General features: G+C 48.9%; 17 protein-coding genes and 1 tRNA gene. All 18 read right to left on the bottom strand.

The genetic code is table 11. The features are described 5' to 3' along the window. Positions 1–7 precede the first annotated feature (7 nt). The 18 genes from PHR44_05370 to PHR44_05285 all read right to left on the bottom strand — a co-directional run bounded on the left by PHR44_05370 (position 8) and on the right by PHR44_05285 (position 16,581). On the bottom strand, positions 8–193 hold the full coding sequence (locus tag PHR44_05370) for a hypothetical protein (protein ID MDD4910090.1): 186 nt from the start codon (positions 191–193) through the stop codon (positions 8–10). A gap of 9 nt (positions 194–202) precedes the next feature. Continuing rightward, the gene (locus PHR44_05365) at positions 203–580 is read right to left on the bottom strand and encodes a hypothetical protein (protein MDD4910089.1); all 378 of its coding nucleotides are present in this window, start codon (positions 578–580) and stop codon (positions 203–205) included. Between the two features lie 14 nt (positions 581–594). After that, on the bottom strand, positions 595–915 hold the full coding sequence (locus PHR44_05360; protein MDD4910088.1) for a hypothetical protein: 321 nt from the start codon (positions 913–915) through the stop codon (positions 595–597). Next, positions 908–1,981 carry an AAA family ATPase gene (locus tag PHR44_05355; protein ID MDD4910087.1) on the bottom strand — a complete coding sequence of 358 codons (1,074 nt, stop codon included), beginning with the start codon at positions 1,979–1,981 and terminating at the stop codon, positions 908–910. The genes PHR44_05360 and PHR44_05355 overlap by 8 nt, the downstream gene beginning before the upstream one ends. After that, positions 1,981–2,550 carry a hypothetical protein gene (locus PHR44_05350; protein ID MDD4910086.1) on the bottom strand — a complete coding sequence of 190 codons (570 nt, stop codon included), beginning with the start codon at positions 2,548–2,550 and terminating at the stop codon, positions 1,981–1,983. The genes PHR44_05355 and PHR44_05350 overlap by 1 nt, the downstream gene beginning before the upstream one ends. Positions 2,551–2,739: 189 nt before the next feature. After that, the gene (locus tag PHR44_05345; protein MDD4910085.1) at positions 2,740–4,119 is read right to left on the bottom strand and encodes an alginate export family protein; all 1,380 of its coding nucleotides are present in this window, start codon (positions 4,117–4,119) and stop codon (positions 2,740–2,742) included. A gap of 212 nt (positions 4,120–4,331) precedes the next feature. Then, positions 4,332–4,829, bottom strand: a complete 498-nt coding sequence (locus PHR44_05340) for a hypothetical protein (protein MDD4910084.1) — start codon at positions 4,827–4,829, stop codon at positions 4,332–4,334. After that, the gene (locus PHR44_05335; GenBank protein MDD4910083.1) at positions 4,826–5,473 is read right to left on the bottom strand and encodes a histidinol phosphate phosphatase domain-containing protein; all 648 of its coding nucleotides are present in this window, start codon (positions 5,471–5,473) and stop codon (positions 4,826–4,828) included. The genes PHR44_05340 and PHR44_05335 overlap by 4 nt, the downstream gene beginning before the upstream one ends. Before the next feature lie 13 nt (positions 5,474–5,486). Further along, positions 5,487–5,559: transfer RNA gene (locus tag PHR44_05330), tRNA-Arg, on the bottom strand. A 297-nt stretch (positions 5,560–5,856) separates the two neighbouring features. After that, positions 5,857–6,396, bottom strand: coding sequence for an adenine phosphoribosyltransferase (locus PHR44_05325; protein MDD4910082.1), 540 nt, complete (start codon positions 6,394–6,396; stop codon positions 5,857–5,859). After that, on the bottom strand, positions 6,393–7,211 hold the full coding sequence (locus PHR44_05320) for an RNA polymerase sigma factor RpoD/SigA (protein MDD4910081.1): 819 nt from the start codon (positions 7,209–7,211) through the stop codon (positions 6,393–6,395). The genes PHR44_05325 and PHR44_05320 overlap by 4 nt, the downstream gene beginning before the upstream one ends. Beyond that, the gene (gene ppdK / locus PHR44_05315; protein MDD4910080.1) at positions 7,211–9,943 is read right to left on the bottom strand and encodes a pyruvate, phosphate dikinase; all 2,733 of its coding nucleotides are present in this window, start codon (positions 9,941–9,943) and stop codon (positions 7,211–7,213) included. The genes PHR44_05320 and ppdK overlap by 1 nt, the downstream gene beginning before the upstream one ends. A 33-nt stretch (positions 9,944–9,976) precedes the next feature. Beyond that, on the bottom strand, positions 9,977–11,278 hold the full coding sequence (locus PHR44_05310; GenBank protein MDD4910079.1) for a glycine--tRNA ligase: 1,302 nt from the start codon (positions 11,276–11,278) through the stop codon (positions 9,977–9,979). A gap of 65 nt (positions 11,279–11,343) precedes the next feature. After that, a complete protein-coding gene (gene panB / locus PHR44_05305) occupies positions 11,344–12,159 on the bottom strand; it encodes a 3-methyl-2-oxobutanoate hydroxymethyltransferase (protein ID MDD4910078.1) in 816 nt (271 codons plus the stop codon). A 28-nt stretch (positions 12,160–12,187) separates the two neighbouring features. Further along, the gene (locus tag PHR44_05300; GenBank protein MDD4910077.1) at positions 12,188–12,934 is read right to left on the bottom strand and encodes a tetratricopeptide repeat protein; all 747 of its coding nucleotides are present in this window, start codon (positions 12,932–12,934) and stop codon (positions 12,188–12,190) included. After that, on the bottom strand, positions 12,934–14,754 hold the full coding sequence (locus PHR44_05295; protein ID MDD4910076.1) for a BatD family protein: 1,821 nt from the start codon (positions 14,752–14,754) through the stop codon (positions 12,934–12,936). The genes PHR44_05300 and PHR44_05295 overlap by 1 nt, the downstream gene beginning before the upstream one ends. Then, the gene (locus tag PHR44_05290) at positions 14,744–15,577 is read right to left on the bottom strand and encodes a hypothetical protein (GenBank protein MDD4910075.1); all 834 of its coding nucleotides are present in this window, start codon (positions 15,575–15,577) and stop codon (positions 14,744–14,746) included. Before PHR44_05290 ends, PHR44_05295 begins: the two co-directional genes overlap by 11 nt. Beyond that, positions 15,574–16,581: a VWA domain-containing protein gene (locus tag PHR44_05285; GenBank protein ID MDD4910074.1), complete on the bottom strand. Its 1,008-nt coding sequence runs from the start codon at positions 16,579–16,581 to the stop codon at positions 15,574–15,576. The genes PHR44_05290 and PHR44_05285 overlap by 4 nt, the downstream gene beginning before the upstream one ends. Between the last annotated feature and the right edge of the window lies 1 nt (position 16,582).

The raw sequence follows: 16,582 nt of genomic DNA, 5'->3' as shown, positions 1-16,582 counted from the left end.
TATTGAATTATATCTTCGCCTTCTTGATCAGGTTACGGTAGTAGTCAACGCACTTCTTGCATATGTCTTTTTTATGATTCCACTCAGGATGGTCTTTCTTGATCAGATCCAGTATATACTCTTCGGCCTTAATGTGCGTAAGGCCGATCTTATCGCTTATCTCTCTGTTGCATATCTGGCAGGTGTATTTCATGGTTCTCCCTTATATTTTATATACCTTGTCTTTTCTCCTGACTCTTTGCCGCACGCCTAACCCGATCTCATCGCCTTTTCCAGCCGACTGTTGAGGCGCGTGGTCTATCTGCATGGTTTCAACGGCCTGAGTAAAATCGGTGGTATGGCCCTTTATCTTAATGGTATCTCCTACTGAAAGCGGCTTTAACAGTTTTAATACGGCGGCGTTCACGTGCGGAAAGTAGTGAGTGACTTTACCTATGAGATCACCTTCGATCTTTAGCTTTTTTCTAGCCGGTGTCCTTTTCGTTGGTTTCCTTACGGCCTTCTTGACGGGCTTCTTTTGTCCGCGGGGCTTCCGGGCCTTTACCCCTTTTTTTCCGGATGGTTTTCTTTTGACCGCCATATACCCCTCCCTGGTTAAATATGTATTTTTTCTGCCAGGCCGGATACGATCGCTATCCTGGCAGGCCTGCCGGATAAGGCGGCAAAGATGCCGTACAGAGATACGGCAGTGAAGATCATCAGGCACATATTCCAGATGTGTTGGCTGAAAAAGGGAAAGATCTTGAGTATGAAGGCGATGGTCTCGGCAATAAACAGTACCAGCCCCTGCTTCGCGTGCCCCAGCACAAATCTGTCCTCCTTTTCAAGCAGAAGAGGCACTATGCATAATATCCAGAGATACGATAACAGGGCGAATATCCTGTCTTGCTTTATGTTGCCGCCGCCTTTATTCATGTTTTAATATGGAATCCAGTTCTCCAAAGGGATTGACCAGGGTCTGGGGGTTCTCAGGGTCTTCCAGCCATCTTTTACCGTCAACTACGAATCTGTATTTGTAGTTTCCCGGCTTAATATAGAAGTTCCTTTCCCAGACGTCGCCTCTTTTAAACAATTTACTGTTGTCGTCTATGAGCCAGTTATTGAAGTCGCCCACTACGTTGACCACCTTTGCTTCCGGCGCGCGCAGGAGAAACGTGGCTTTCCTGGGCCCGGCAAGAGGTATCTCTTCAGCGGCGTCTTTCTCCCGTATCCCCTGGCCTGCCGATTCTTCTATGCTTATGATCTCCCGCGAAAGGCTGAAATAGTCCTTGGCCCCGCGCGAATACTTGTCGTAGTCAAATATATGTTTGCCCTCCGCCTGAGATTCTTTGAGCTTTACGTTTGTGTGTACGATGGTATTGAACATGCTTTTTTTGAATTGGCTTCTTATCCTGTTAAGCATCTGGAAGGAGTGCCTCAGGCGCGAATCAAATATGGTGACCAGCACGGAAAACGTTACATTGTGCTCCAGGCGCTCATTTACAAGGTTTATGATCTTGATCAGGTGGTTGAGGCCTTCCAGCGAAAAGCGGCTTGCCTCAACGGGTATGATGATCTTTTCACTCGCCCTTATGGCGTTGATCGTGAGTATTCCCAGGTTGGGAGGGCAGTCAATAAGCACATAGTCATAACCGTGGGTGACTTTCTTGAGGCAGTCAAAGAGGCGCGATTCCCTGCCGATTTCATCAGCCAGTTCCTGCTCGAGGGTGCCCAATAACATATTTGAAGGGGCCAGGTCAAAAAGGTTGGATACCTTTACGATGATATCCTCAAAACGCGCCTTCTTATTGGCTATCTTTGAGAGCACATTATACACGCTTAATTCGTTATTGATGTTGAGCCCTGATGTGGCGTGCGCCTGCGGGTCAAGGTCTATAAGCAGTATGCGCTTGCCGTTCTGCGCCAAAGACGCGGCCAGGTTTACCGCCGTGGTCGTTTTACCGCAGCCTCCCTTCTGGTTGGATATAGATATTATACGCATCAAATTTCTCCCCCTCCCTTGCCTTTTGTGAGTTTGACGTCATCTATATAGACCTGCCCCTGTTTTTTTAATACATTCCATTCTTCAATTGAGAATATCAAGTTGCTCAGGCTCCCCCAGTCGGTTATCTTATTAAAAGACCTCAACGGCAGTGATACCGTTTTCCATCGGGATGGTACGCCGCTTATATATATTTCAGACCTTTCCTTTAAAGTATTTATGACCTCCACCCTCAGGTTGACACTGTTGTTGTAATCCGACTTCTTTACGTTGAATTGAATGAAATCAAATTCACCCGCGTTTAAATTGTTCAAGCCATAGTCAAAGCTTTCGATCTTGCCGGCAACGTTGAAATTGTAGTTTAATTTTATTGAGTCCGGTATGAGCACAAGGTTAAAGTTTTTAGCCGGCCGCGGGGCCGGAATATTCCTGTTGGCTGCTATGGCAAGTAAAATTAAAGCCGGCCCCAGGAGGATAGCCGCCGATAAAAAGAAAAACCTTCGCCTCTTTCCTGTTGGTTTTGTTTTTTCCGCGGGTTCGAAATATGTCTTGGCTAAATATTCGTACATAAGATTGGATAATTGATATCTTTATATCATAAAAGGGGTTATGTGTCAACACCCTTGTATGCATCTCGGTGTTGATACTGAGGCGACTTGGTAAGATAAGGCGTCGCCGAACGTATCTCAAAGAGCAGACAAACAAAAAACCCTCCGGATTTTGAAAACCCGGAGGGTTTTTTGTTTACATATGATTCGTTAGAATGTTACTTTCATTGAAGCTATTAATTCTCCTACTGTGCTGTCGCTGCCCTTGTCAAATGAGCCGCCGGGAACAAGCACGCCGCCTAATAATGATAATTCAACATCTTCGGTATAATTATAGGTGGCTTTAAGATCAACTTCTTGCGCCGCAAAACTCTTATTCGTCATATAGAGCCTAGTGCTGGTTGTGGCTGTTGCGGCGATGCTGTCTGATACGCCCGCTACTTTATCACCATACGCTTTGGCCCACCAGAAGGCATAATATTCACCGCTTAAGGTCAGGTCTTCCATCGGCGCCACAGACAATTTACCGCCTAGAATGTGAATATTCTGCTGAGCTAACAACGCGCCGGCGATATGGCCAAAGTTCTGGTTTTCATACATTGGCTGCCACATCCTATACCTGTCATTATCGCTGAAAGCGGCATCGTCGTCATCACCGCTGAAGTAAGCATAAAGCATTGTCAAGGCAGGGGTATAATTCGCGTCTTTCCAGACGTAGGTAGCCCCTGTCTCTAACGCCCATGCCTTTAGATTGGCTGAATGATTGACGGTGCCGTTATGCCAATTGCCAAACTGATACGCGCCTTCCAAGCTATAGGTCAGGTTTTCAATTGGATGGGTTACAACGCGCGAACCTATTACATTCACAGTGCGATTTTTGAAACCCGTCTCAGCTGTAAATTGGTTAAGTGCCTCGCGCTGTAAGAAATAATACAGATCCACTATGCTGTCATATTTATCGCCTACGTTGTAGCTAGCGTAAGCGGCATAGAGGTCATCATCATCGCTCTCCGCGATGGTGTTTTCATCTATCTTCGCGACAACGAGGTCAACGGTCAGCGGGTTATAATCCAAGGTAGCGCGTATCGCGTCAAATGCCTTGCGAGCGCTTAAGTCAGGATCGCGGCCGCTGAACGCGCTGGCTGTGCTTACCGCGTTGTTTGTGTCCACATCACCCATGATCATTTCGCTGCCAAGATGGATCTCCTGGCGGCCCACAGACAATGTCAAAGGAAGGTCCATAAATTCCTTTAACGTTACGTACGCTAGATCCAACGCTATATCAGTTGTTGAGGCGTCAGAAGTACCAGCGCCGTTGTGCGTTTCGTTATCCCAATACCTTTCATTCAGTAAACGCACGGTTGTCGCGACGTTGTCCGTAAGGTCTGCATCTAACTGTATCCTGGCGATACTGGCAAACGATTTCTCTTTGTCCTGTTCGCTGGTATCTCCTCCCGGATCTAATTTGCGGCCTATACCCATAATGGTAAGATCGCCGCCTACTTTTACGCTCTGCACTTCAGCATATGCTGCCGCGCAAAACGCGACCGCGAATACCAAGGCGCAGATCAAAATTAAGCGCTTTCCCATTTACTTGCCTCCTTTTAAATTAAAATTTGTCTTACTATATCAACTAGGGTTTGTTTCCTAGAATGTTCCGTATATATAATATATCACCAGGTTCTAATAACTTAAGGCCTTATTTGTTTCGCCCCCTTTCCGCCTGAAATTTAAATTATCTCTGGTGGTATAATCACGCTGCTACCGCTTTGTGTATTTTTTATCACATAACCCATTTGTTGTCAAGGACTTTTTTGCGTCTTTTGTATCTTTGGCGGCTCTTCTTTATCATCGCCCCCCGCCCTTGTCTTTATTGATTGGCTGGATTTAGGATTGACCGCGATGGCGATCCGGCAGCGCCTGCCGGCCTGTTCAATGTTTACGGAGCATACTTCGGCATCTTTCTCAAAACTAAGCACGCTTATGCCGTATTCAATGATATTCAGGAGGCCCCAGTTATATAATGGCATCTGTTCTTTATAGAAGTTTATAACGCTGTCAACTTCGCCTTTGCCGGCATACTTAAGCAGCCCCACCCGTATAGCTGAATTCATAAACGCGTATGAGCTTTCTGCTTCGGGTTTGAAACCGGAGGGCACGGGTATGTCGGGAAATTTCCGCAGCAACGATGGTTCAATGTATGATTGTGATGCCCTGGTATTTTTTCGGTAGGCAGGCGCGCAGCCGGAAAGCACGATCAACAGGGATATTATCAGGCAGAAAGACAGCCCCTTTTTCATAATACCTCCTTTATAAATTCCGCGGTATTCTTCATGACCGCCTTATATTGTTTTGAAGTCAACCCGCTTTTTAAGCCGACGTTTTTAAATTCCTTTATATCCAGTATGTCTTCCGGCATATGGCTGTCTGTATTAATGATCAACCGCGCGCCGTTCTCAAGCGCCTGCTCCAGGACTATCTGGTTTGTCTGATTGTGGCCTTTTCTCGCGGTGATCTCAAGCAGGACGCCCTTTTGTTTTGCCATCCTTGCCTCTTTATCGGTGACCAGCCCGGGATGGGCCAGTATGTTGACCCCCGCCTCTATCGCGGCGCGGTTTGTGCCCCTGGCAACCGGCTCGGCAATGCTTTCTCCGTGAGCCACTATTACCTTTATGCCTTTTGACCTGGCGTACGCGGCTAAAGGTTTATACTGCTCAACGGGCAAATGGGTAAGCTCTATTCCCGGCAGGACCTTAATGTGCCCTTTCTTCGGCCAATGCCCGCAGAAATTTGTTATTGCTGAGATCACAAAATCAACGTTGGAATAGTCGCAATGGTCGGTGATCGCTATTGCCTTATATCCCTTTTCTTCGTAGCGGCGCGCCAACTCCGAAGGAAGCAATACGCCGTCGCTTAATAATGAATGGGTATGTAGGTCGTACATATATGTATAAAAGTGCCCCTGGCAGGAATCGAACCTGCCCACATGGTTTAGGAAACCACTGCTCTATCCTTATGAGCTACAGGGGCGTCGCTTCGCTATAGGTTATTCAATACTTCTTTAACCTATCGTATAGTTTCAGTTGTGTCAATGCTTATCTCGGTATCGTAGGACGCTTCGCTCCTCAATGGGGAAACCATAGGTTTCCCCCTATGACGCCCCTGCGGTAAATGACGGGGCTGTTACCCCCTTCCGTCATTGTTACAGTAGTGCTTTGGGGAGAAAGTTTTTCTCCCCAAACCCCACTTTGGCTCTTTAACAACAATTCATACCGGCAATATTCGATGTCCTGCTTCGCAGGACAGTTGTTAAAGAGCCGTCGTTCGCTACTCGCCTTCAAACTCTATCAAAGAATGTATGGGATAGCCCTTGAGCTTGTCCCTGCCCTTTAAATCAACTAATTCTATAAGGAACGCTATACCTATGATCTTACCCTTGAACTGGTTGACCAGATTTGTTACCGCTGCCACGGTGCCGCCGGTTGCCAGCAGGTCGTCCACTATGAGTATCCTCTCGCCTGCTTTGATAGCGTCCTCATGTATTTCAAGGGTATCTGTGCCGTATTCTAATTCATAGGTAACGCTTTGTGTTTTCCACGGCAGCTTGCCTTTTTTCCTCACCGGCACAAACCCGGCATTAAGACAGTGCGCTATGGCGCCTCCCAGTATGAAGCCGCGCGCTTCCACCGCGACGATCTTGTCAATTTTTTTATCGGCGTATTCACAGGTTATCATTTCTACCGCTTGTTTAAACGCTGCCGCGTCCTGCAATACCGTAGTGATGTCTCTGAACAATATGCCTTTTTTGGGAAAGTCCGGAATGCTGCGCACATGATCAGCCAGGTCTTTTTTTGCCATGGTTTTCATTCGGCCTCCTCGTCCTGCAGTTCGATAAATTTTTTAAGTTTGCCAAGCGCCGATTCTTCTATCTGCCTTATCCTTTCGCGGGACAGTTTCAGCTTCCCGGCGACCTCTGCCAGCGTATGCGGCACGCCGTCGGCCATTCCAAACCTGAGGTCAAGGATCGCCTTCTCCCTTTTGTTCATTACCTCGAGAAGAGAGCCAAGGCGCTCCTTGTTTAAGAACCGTTCTATTTCCACATCGGGTAATACCGCCTTTTCGTCTTCTATCATATCCATGACTTCGCCGCCGTCCTCTTCTCCTATCGGGGCCTCAAGAGAGGAGGTGGTCGCGGAGAGCCAGAAGGTGATCTGGTCCATCCTGTCTCGTGAAACCTTGAGTTTTTTGGCTGTTTCTTCGTCCGAGGGTACGCGTTTTAACTTATGCGCCATCTGCTCCTTTGTTTTCTTCCATTTGACGATAAGCTCATTCATATAAAGCGGCATCCTGATAGTTTTTACCTGCTCGGCTACCGCGCGGGTTATGCCTTGTTTGATCCACCAGGCAGCGTAGGTTGAGAAACGGAATCCCTTCCGAGGGTCAAATTTCTCAACCGCCTTCATCAGGCCCATATTGCCTTCTTCTATAAGGTCCATCAGCGGCATGCCCAGGTGCATATAGCGTTTGGCTATATTAATGACCAGCCGCAGGTTTGAGCGTATCATTTTCTGGCGCGCTTTGTTGTCGCCTTTCTTGATGCGTTTGATCAGGTCTATTTCTTCCTTGGCGGTCAACAGCGGTATGCGCCGGACCTGCTTCAGGTAATTGCGTATAGCTTCCATTATTTTTTATCCTTTAAGGCTGCCTGCGCCGCGGCCAGGCGCGCGATCGGCACGCGGAAGGGCGAACAAGACACGTAGTTCATACCCGCTTTATGGCAGAACTCCACTGATTTTGGTTCGCCTCCGTGTTCGCCGCAGATCCCGACCTTTAGATCCTTGCGCGTCTTTCTTCCGCGCTGAATACCGATCTGGATCAGCTGGCCTATGCCTTCCTGGTCTATGGTCTGGAATGGGTCATCGGCCAGTATTCCCTTTTGCAGGTAGTCAGGCAGGAAACCGCCGATATCGTCGCGCGAGAAGCCAAATCCCATTTGCGTAAGGTCATTGGTCCCGAATGAAAAGAATTCCGCGACCTCTGCTATCTTGTCCGCGACAAGGCTGGCGCGCGGGATCTCTATCATCGTGCCGAACATATGAGGGATCTTTTTCAGGGAATATTTTTTTAATGTCTCCTGATATACGCGTTTTGCTATATTCAACTGGTCAACGAGCTCCTTGACCGCGCATACGACCGGGATCATGATCTCCGGCTCAACCTTAAGGCCGGCCTTTATCAGCTCCGCGGCGGACTCAAGGATCGCGCGCACCTGCATTTCAGTCACTTCAGGATAAGTAACTCCCAGACGCACGCCGCGGTGGCCCATCATCGGGTTGTTTTCGTGCAGGGCGTCGGCGCGTTTTTTGAATTCTCCATGGTTTATGCCTAAGCTTTCCGCGAGTTCTTTCTGCTGGCCTTCGTCGCGCGGCACAAATTCATGCAGCGGCGGGTCAAGCAGGCGGATGGTCACAGGCAGGCCCTTCATCGCCTCAAGGGTCCCTTTGATATCCGATTTCACAAAAGGATAGAGTTCGTTAAGGGCGCTTTTTCTTTCTTCCGGCGTCTTTGAAATGATCATCTTGCGCAAAAGGAAAAGCGGCTGTTCCGAGCCCTTGCCGTAAAACATGTGCTCTGTCCTGAACAGCCCGATGCCTTCGGCGCCGAACAGGCGCGCCTTTCTGGCGTCTTCCGGAGTGTCGGCGTTTGTGCGGATATTGAGTTTGCGGAACGAATCGCAGATCTTGAGGAATCCAAAAAGCAGTTCGTTCTCCTCAGAGGCGTCCATCATCTTCAGCTGGCCTTCATATACGTTGCCTTTTGTCCCGTTAAGCGTGATCCAGTCGCCTTCTTTCAGCGTTTTATCGGCGGCGGCAATGGTTTTATTGCCGGCGTCTATATGCAGCGCGCCGCATCCGACTATGCAGCATTTGCCCCAGCCGCGGGCAACCAGCGCCGCGTGAGAGGTCATGCCGCCTCTTGCCGTCAGTATTGCCTGCGCCGCGCGCATCCCTTCAACGTCTTCAGGATTGGTCTCTTCCCTGGCCAGGATCACCTTTTTGCCTTGTTTCGCCCATTCCACGGCATCATCCGCGTTAAATACGATCATGCCTGATGCGCCTCCCGGTCCTGCAGGCAGACCTTTGGCAATTGGCTTATGATTCAGTTCTTGTTTGGGGTCAATAATAGGATGCAGCAATTCATCAAGTTGAGCCGGCGCTACTCTGCTTACGGCCATTTCTTTGGTGATCAGCTTCTCCTTTATCATATCCATCGCCATTCTTACCGCGGCAGGGCCGTTGCGCTTGCCTACGCGGCACTGCAACATGAACAGGCGGCCTTTTTCAATGGTGAATTCTATGTCCTGCATATCGCGGTAATGTTTTTCCAGGCGGTTCTGAATATCAAAAAGTTCCTTGTAAATTTTGGGCATCGCCTTTTCCAGTGTGACCAGGTCCTTATTGTGTTCGCTTTGAGAATACGCGTTTATGGGAGCCGGCGTGCGGATCCCGGCGACCACATCTTCTCCCTGCGCGTTGATCAGGTACTCGCCGTAGAATTTATTTTCGCCGTTGCCGGGATTGCGGGTAAAGGCGACCCCGGTGGCCGAATCATTGCCCATATTGCCGAAGACCATTGTCTGCACGTTTACCGCCGTCCCCCATTCATCGGGGATATTCTCTATCCTGCGGTAGCTTACCGCGCGCTTGCCGTTCCAGGAAGCGAATACCGCGCTGATGCCGCCCCAGAGCTGGGCATATGGCTCATCGGGAAACTCCTTTTTCAATACCTCTTTGATCCTGGCTTTATATAGGGCGCACAATTTCTTTAAGTCCTCGGCAGTCAGTTCCGTATCGCTCTTCGCGCCTTTATCGCGTTTCATTTCCGTCATTATCTTTTCTAATTGTTTGCGGATTCCCGCTGTGTCATTTTCCGGTTCAACGCCGGCGGCCTTTTCCATAACCACATCGGAATACATCGTGATCAGCCGGCGGTAGGCATCATAAACAAAACGCTCGTTGCCGCTTTGTTTTATCAGGCCGGGGATGGTCTTCTCTGTCAGGCCCACATTCAATACCGTTTCCATCATCCCGGGCATTGACTTGCGCGCGCCGGAGCGCACGGAGACCAACAGGGGATTTACCGAGTCGCCGAACTTCCTGGACATCAAGTCCTCCACCCTCTTTAATGCCTTATTGACCTCTTCTTTGAGGTCCTTAGGATAAGTCCGTTTATTCTCATAATAATAGGCGCAGACATCCGTAGTGAGGGTGAATCCGGGCGGCACAGGCAGGCGCAGATCCTTATGCCCCGCCATTTCCGCCAGGTTGGCGCCTTTGCCACCCAGAAGATTCTTCATGCTTTCGTTACCGTCTGCCTTGCCTCCGCCGAAGCTGTAAACATATTTTTTTGCCATTACTGAAAACTCCTCCTTTCTATTGCTGCTATACTATCGTAATTTTTCTCCAAAATATTTTTCCAACGTTTCCAAAGGTATCCTGTCCTGCTTCATCGTATCCCTGTCGCGGACAGTCACCTGCCTGTCCTCAAGCGACTGCACGTCGACCGTAACGCAATACAATGTGCCGACCTCATCCTGCCTGCGGTAAAGTTTGCCGATGGCTGCCGTGTCGTCGTAAACGCAGGCAAGATTTTTTCGCAGCCCCTCGTAGGTCTTCCTGGCTAACTCCACGATCTCCGGACGGTTCTTCAATAAAGGCAGGACCGCCGCTTTTACAGGCGCCAGCGCCTTCGAAAACTTCAAGACCGCCCTTGTTTCTCCTTTTACCTTTTCTTCATAATAAGCGTCGACCAGGAACGCCAACGCCGCCCTGTCTACGCCGCCGGAAGGTTCAATGATATAAGGGGTGAACTTTTCTTTTGTGGTATCATCAAAATATGCCATTTCTTTACCGGAAACTTTGCTGTGTTGAACTAAGTCAAAATCCCCCCTGTTGGCGATCCCCTCTAACTCGGACCACCCAAAGGGAAATTGATATTCAATATCCGAACAACTCCTGGCATAGTGCGCCAGTTCATCTTTACTATGAGGCCTGACGCGCAGGTTTTCTTTTTTTAAACCCAAGCCGGTATACCAGTTAAACCTTTCATTTACCCAATAGTCGTAATATTTTGCTGCCTCTTCCGGCCTGACAAAATATTCAATCTCCATCTGCTCAAATTCGCGGGTGCGGAAAGTGAGGTTCCCAGGAGTGATCTCATTGCGGAATGCCTTGCCTGTCTGCGCGATACCGAAAGGAAGTTTCTTGCGGGCGGTATCCAACACGTTCGGGAAGTTTACGAAGATGCCTTGGGCTGTTTCCGGGCGAAGATAAACCAGGTTAGCCTCGTCCTCGATCGGCCCCTGGAATGTCTTGAACATCAGATTGAATGCCCTGGCGTCAGTCAATCCCCTGCTGCCGCATTCCGGGCACTCGCCTTTGATCTGGTCGGCGCGCCAGCGTTTCTTGCAGTTCTTGCAGTCAACGGCAAGGTCGGAGAAATTCTGCGTGTGGCCTGATGCCTCCCATACCTTAGGGTGCATCAGGATTGCCGCGTCCAGCCCTACCATATCGCCGCGTTCATAGACGTTCGCGCGCCACCAGGCGTCTTTGATATTGCGCTTTAACTCCGCGCCCAGCGGCCCGTAGTCCCAGGTATTAGCCAGCCCTCCGTAGATCTCCGAGCCCTGGAAGATGAACCCGCGCCGTTTACACAGCGAGACGATCTTGTCCATTAGATTATCATGCATATGATTTTACCCGTGGGGTTGTTTTCCATTTTTAACTCATATTGGCCAAAAAGTCAAGGGTTATCCTATAACTTTTCCAGTTCTTCTTTTTTTATCGCGAAGGTATGCTCGGGAGCCGGGAATCTGCCTGCCAGGACATCCTCTTTATAATTCTTTACCGCCTCCAGGATCATCGGCGAAAGGTCGGCGTACTTTTTGACGAACTTAGGCGTGTAGCGTTCAAACAGCCCAAGCATGTCGTTTATGACCAGCACCTGGCCGTCGCAATGGCTGCCCGCGCCTATGCCTATCGTGGGGATCTTTACTTCTTTTGTTATGAGTTCCGCGATCTTATCCGGCACGCACTCAAGGACCACCGCGAAACAGCCCAGGCCCTCAAGTTCCTTTGCCTGTTCGATCAGGCGTTTGGCTGCTTGAGCGTCTTTACCCTGGACCTTAAAGCCGCCTAATTTATCCGCTGTCTGGGGGGTAAGGCCTATGTGCCCCATTACATCTATGCCGGATCCGGCTATCTTCGCGGTTACCTCAGGGCAATCATCAAACCATTCTAATTTTACCGCGTCGCAGCCGGCATCATCAATAAACCTTCGCGCGTTCCTGGCCGATTCTTCAGGGTTGACCTGATAGGATTCGTACGGCATATCGCCGATCACCATGGCGTTTTTTACCGCCCGCCTCACTGCCTTGGCGTGATGGATCATCTCAATCATGCCTACCTTTGTCGTGGAATCAAGGCCAAGCACGACATTTGCCAGAGAATCGCCCACCAATATCATGTCAATCCCAGCCCTGTCCACTAAAGAGGCGATCGGATAGTCATAGGCGGTGAGCATTGTGATCTTGCGCCTGCCCTTAAGTGATGTGATCTCCTTCACGTTCATTTCTTCTCCTTTAGATGTCTGTTTTTCTTTAGATCAAACCCAGGGTCCGCGACTGCGCCCATCCGACCTTTCCGTCAAATCTTTCCACCTTTGTCCAGTCCCCGTCTGCGCCGTATACGATCACGTCTTCCCCTTCGCCGAGCTCAAAAAATACGGTCGCGTTCTCTTGCGGCGCGAACCTGCATTCTACCCCGGCCTTCAATACGATCGCCTTTTTTACGACCCGCGTATTGTGGATGTTAGACAGGAACAAGGCCGAAATTGATAACAGGACCAGGCAGGCCAGCCCCATTAAATAATTCATGGCCTTCTTGAGGTTTCCGCTGTTGTTGACAAACAGCCGGACGCAGAGGACGAGGATAAGCGCCAGATATGATAAATAGAGCCACGCCGCCAGTTCCCCGTCGTTAAACAATAACGATACGCGTTTGACGCCGCCTGCCTCAACAGGGGTCAGGCCCGCTGCCGACAGCGCCACATTTAGATTCGCGTTAAGGTCCGCGTCGCGGGGGATAAAGCGCTGGGCTTTCTTATAGCTCAGGATCGCCTTGCCGAGTTCGCCCGCCTTGAAATAAGCGTTGCCGAGATTATAATAGAGGCTGCCCCCTTCGAAGCCGTCAGACAGGATGCTTTCGTATTCTTTTGCCGCCTCTTCATAACGGGCTTCGCTATAGAGATTATTGGCGAAACGAAAAGATATGTGCGGGTCTTTTTGGGCATACAGCGGCCGCAAAAAAATAATTGATAAAAATACCGTTAGTAATAGTTTTCGCATTAACGTGACCTGCTTCTTTCTATGCGCTTGATGATCTGCCGCGCCTTTATCAGTATATTACGCATCTCCTCTACGGAAGAACTGCTCTGCGCCCAATACCTCATTGTGTCGCATTCAGAAAATACCTCTTTTATGTCCGCGGAGATACCGCGGTTAAGCCGCCCCTGTTTTACCAGGCCGTCTATTTCATGCAGCGTTATACCGGCAGATGGTATATGAAACCTGTCCCCGATATAATCCCTCATTGTTTTACAAATGGCCCCGTAAAATCCTTCCCGGGTATGCTCTGATATAAGCGCCCCCGCTTTCTTAAGCCCATTCCAGGCCTTCGCGTATGCCTGGATAAAACGCCCGTATCCGGCATCTGTCCTGATCTTACGCCTTCTTCTGGCATAGGCGCCCAGGAATATAAGCGCTAACGCGGGTAGGATGATCGCGATGAATGATCCGGGCTTATCATTGTAGGCGGCCTTCCGCCTTTTAGGCCTTAAATCCGGCGCCTCATCCTTGATATATATTATATCTTCACCAAGCCGTTCTTTCAGTGATTCCGCGGAGAAAAAGTCCGTCTTGCCCAGGGCCAATGTTGCCTTTTCTTCGGGCGGCTTGTTTACCTTTATGTCCAACGGCCCCTGAGCAAGCGTCAGGTATTTTTCGGAATCAGGATCAAAATAGCTGAAATTTGCTTGAGGGATCTTGTTTATTGAGTCATTCAAGGGTATTAATATCTGCTCAAAGACCTTTTTGCCGTCTTCGGTTTTAGACAGAGGGTCATATACCTTAAACCCTTCGCTGCCGGACAATCTGGGGCTTAATACCGAATTAAGATTCCCTTGCCCTGAGATTTCCATCTTTAAGCTGACAGGGTCGCCCGCGTTGAGGGTTAAAGGAGACGCCTCCATATTGAATTTAAAGTCCCCGATGGCGCCGCTGAAATCCTGCGGCCTGCCTTCTTCAGGCAGCGCGAGCACGCTTACGCCTATTTCTTCCGATCTCAAGGTCAGCGGATACTTTACGTAGTCGCTGAAGAAATCTTCAAAAAACGGGTCATTGAAGACGAAGGGAAACCCTTCGCTGCCCGCCCTTTTTCTCAGCGCGAGCACGTTACACCGCAGTTCCGCCGGCCCCAATTTAAGCTCGCCTGTCTTCGTGGCGAATAAAGAGGTTGCGAATTCTATGACATCGTATACCGCTCCAGATATGTTCTCTTGATACTGGCGCGGCTCCTGAAATTGCCCTATGGATAAGAACTCCGAATCAAACTCCGGGTACTGAATATCCCTGGCGGAGATACCATTGAGATACAACCTTATTGTAGCCGGTACGATCTCATTGAGGTACATCCTGTTCTTTCCTATCGTAAGAGTAAGAAATGCCCTGTTGCCAAGTTCCGGCCCGGCAGCGCCTTCTTCATTTTGCCCAAGCTCTACCGGGCCGCTCATGATCTCTATTTCAACCTTATTTGTCATATAATCCCTGTTATTAAAGTTAAATGAGAACGGGCCGATGTCAAATTTGCCTACCTTTCCTGGTTTTAATATGAATGTATGCGATATTGAATTTGAAACCTTGCCGTTGATCACAGACATAGTCGTGGTAGGCCCTAAGTACGATACGTCAAATTCCCCTATTTTATTCAACTGGGGTATAGGGGCGTTTTTAACGTTATAAAAAGTAAATTTAAGGCGCGCCGCGTCGTTCAGGGATATCCTGTTTCTGTCAAGAGACAACTCTACATTGACATCTTCGGCAAATGCCGTAAATGAAAGAGCGCAAATAATAAATATTACAATAAGGGCCCTTCTTGATTTACCAGTCATATTCCGGCTCTGGAAGCGCCCGGGGTTCAGTAATAAATTCCCGGTTCTTCTTCCTGTTCTCTTCATCCTCTTTATTGATTTCAAGCATTATTTCCAGCGTTTGTTCCGGAGGCTCGTCTTTTTCTACTTCCATTATTTCCTGTTTCTCCTGCTCTTGCTTCTTTTCTTCTTCCTGCTTTTGTTCTTCTTTCTTCTCTTCTTCCTTTTTCTCTTCCTGTTCTTGCTTTTGTTCTTCTTCCGCGTCCTTCTTATCTTCCTCCGGCCCCTCTTCTTTACTTTCTTCCTGAGTTTCCCGTTTTTCTTCCTCTTGCTTCGTTTCTTCTTCTTCGGGTTCCTGCTTGTTCAATTCTTCTTCCAGCTTCTTTATTTTTAATAATACATATTCATAGTTATACTTGGCGTCTAAATCCCGGGGATCCGCTTTTATAGCCAGTTTATAATAATTTAGCGATTCTTTCAAGAGATTAAGGGCGTTTTCCCGCGCGGTATCTTCGGACCCTTGAGACATCCTGTACTTTACGCAGCCAAGATTGTAATTTACCATTGAGGCGCGAATATTATCTCTGAAAAGTTTAATACATTTGGAAGTGAACCGCAGGGCGTCTTCGTATCTGGCGCCTTTGTAAAGCAGCGCGCCCATATTAAAATTTGCTATTCCTGAATCAGGAAGCCTGGCTAATATTTTGCTATATATCGCGAGCGCCTCTTCGCGCTTATTCTCATCATAGAGTTTATTGGCTTCGTTTATCTTGCCTGAAAGCGACGGGTATGCCGGTATCTGTGAGGCGGCAAACAGGATTATGGACAATATCGTTTTCCTCATAGCGTTTTCTTTTTTTCCGAGATCAGCGGCTCCAGGGCCAGGAATAACACTGCTATCCCCAGTAGGAACTGGAAACGCTCAATGAACTCCTTCTTTTTATAGCTGCTTAATTTTCTTTCACCGGTTTTGCTTATCTGTTGTTTGTAAATGCCTTCCAGGCCGAAATCCGTAGGGGTTGCCCTGATATACGCGCCTTCGGTGATCAAGGCGATCCTCTTTAATGCCTCTTCATCCAGCCGCGTCTTTACTACGTTCCCCTCTTTATTTCTCAGAAAGGTCTTGCGGCCCTGTTCGTCTGTTACAGGGATTATTTCGCCTTCCGGAGTGCCTATGCCTATACAGAATACCTTAAGCCCGGCATCTTTAGCCTTTTCCGCGGCCTCTAAGGCTCCCCCCGTATTATCTTCTCCATCGGTAATGAGCATCAGGGTCTTGTGGGGGCCTTGCGAATACTGCATTCCCCTGAGCGCCTCCTCTATCGCGCCCGACAGCGAAGTGCCCCCCAGGGGGATTATGGACGTGTCGATCTCGTTCAGGCTTAAGACAAAACCGTAGTAATCCAGCGTTAAGGGGCAAATGGTGAACGCGCTGCCTGAGAAAGCGATCAACCCTATCCTGTCTTGATCAAAATATTTCAGCAGGTCTCTTACTGCCAGCTTGGTCCGCTCCAGCCGGTTTGGCTTTATGTCTTCAGCCAGCATGCTCTTAGATGTATCTATGGCCACGAGTATATCCAGCCCTTCTTTTTCAACGGTCTTCCAATAGAATCCCCACTGAGGGCGCAAGAAGGAAAACAGGCATAAGAATACGCCGGCGGCCAACAGGGACATCTTCAACCGCCGTTTCTTGCCGTCTAATTCCGACAGCAGCCTGTCGAGAAGGTTTTTGTCGGCAAACGCCTTAAGCCGCCTTTTGCGTATCCTGGCAGACCAGAGCAGGAAAAATATGATCGCCGCGTAGCAGGCGAGAACAATGAAAAAATATGGATTGGCGAATTTGATCATT

It is taken from the genome of Candidatus Omnitrophota bacterium (assembly GCA_028707125.1).
Taxonomy (GTDB): domain Bacteria; phylum Omnitrophota; class Gorgyraeia; order Gygaellales; family JAQTUX01; genus JAQTUX01.
The sequence above is the reverse complement of the archived record's forward strand: the minus strand, read 5'-3'. Positions and strand labels throughout refer to the sequence as shown.

Coding starts and splice junctions, on each gene's coding strand:
- PHR44_05295 (MDD4910076.1), bottom strand. CDS start 14,754: ATGACTGGTAAATCAAGAAGGGCCCTTATTGTAATATTTATTATTTGC.
- PHR44_05355 (MDD4910087.1), bottom strand. CDS start 1,981: ATGCGTATAATATCTATATCCAACCAGAAGGGAGGCTGCGGTAAAACG.
- ppdK (MDD4910080.1), bottom strand. CDS start 9,943: ATGGCAAAAAAATATGTTTACAGCTTCGGCGGAGGCAAGGCAGACGGT.
- PHR44_05350 (MDD4910086.1), bottom strand. CDS start 2,550: ATGTACGAATATTTAGCCAAGACATATTTCGAACCCGCGGAAAAAACA.
- PHR44_05335 (MDD4910083.1), bottom strand. CDS start 5,473: ATGTACGACCTACATACCCATTCATTATTAAGCGACGGCGTATTGCTT.
- PHR44_05290 (MDD4910075.1), bottom strand. CDS start 15,577: ATGAGGAAAACGATATTGTCCATAATCCTGTTTGCCGCCTCACAGATA.
- PHR44_05370 (MDD4910090.1), bottom strand. CDS start 193: ATGAAATACACCTGCCAGATATGCAACAGAGAGATAAGCGATAAGATC.
- PHR44_05310 (MDD4910079.1), bottom strand. CDS start 11,278: ATGCATGATAATCTAATGGACAAGATCGTCTCGCTGTGTAAACGGCGC.
- panB (MDD4910078.1), bottom strand. CDS start 12,159: ATGAACGTGAAGGAGATCACATCACTTAAGGGCAGGCGCAAGATCACA.
- PHR44_05340 (MDD4910084.1), bottom strand. CDS start 4,829: ATGAAAAAGGGGCTGTCTTTCTGCCTGATAATATCCCTGTTGATCGTG.
- PHR44_05365 (MDD4910089.1), bottom strand. CDS start 580: ATGGCGGTCAAAAGAAAACCATCCGGAAAAAAAGGGGTAAAGGCCCGG.
- PHR44_05325 (MDD4910082.1), bottom strand. CDS start 6,396: ATGAAAACCATGGCAAAAAAAGACCTGGCTGATCATGTGCGCAGCATT.
- PHR44_05320 (MDD4910081.1), bottom strand. CDS start 7,211: ATGGAAGCTATACGCAATTACCTGAAGCAGGTCCGGCGCATACCGCTG.
- PHR44_05345 (MDD4910085.1), bottom strand. CDS start 4,119: ATGGGAAAGCGCTTAATTTTGATCTGCGCCTTGGTATTCGCGGTCGCG.
- PHR44_05360 (MDD4910088.1), bottom strand. CDS start 915: ATGAATAAAGGCGGCGGCAACATAAAGCAAGACAGGATATTCGCCCTG.
- PHR44_05285 (MDD4910074.1), bottom strand. CDS start 16,581: ATGATCAAATTCGCCAATCCATATTTTTTCATTGTTCTCGCCTGCTAC.
- PHR44_05300 (MDD4910077.1), bottom strand. CDS start 12,934: ATGCGAAAACTATTACTAACGGTATTTTTATCAATTATTTTTTTGCGG.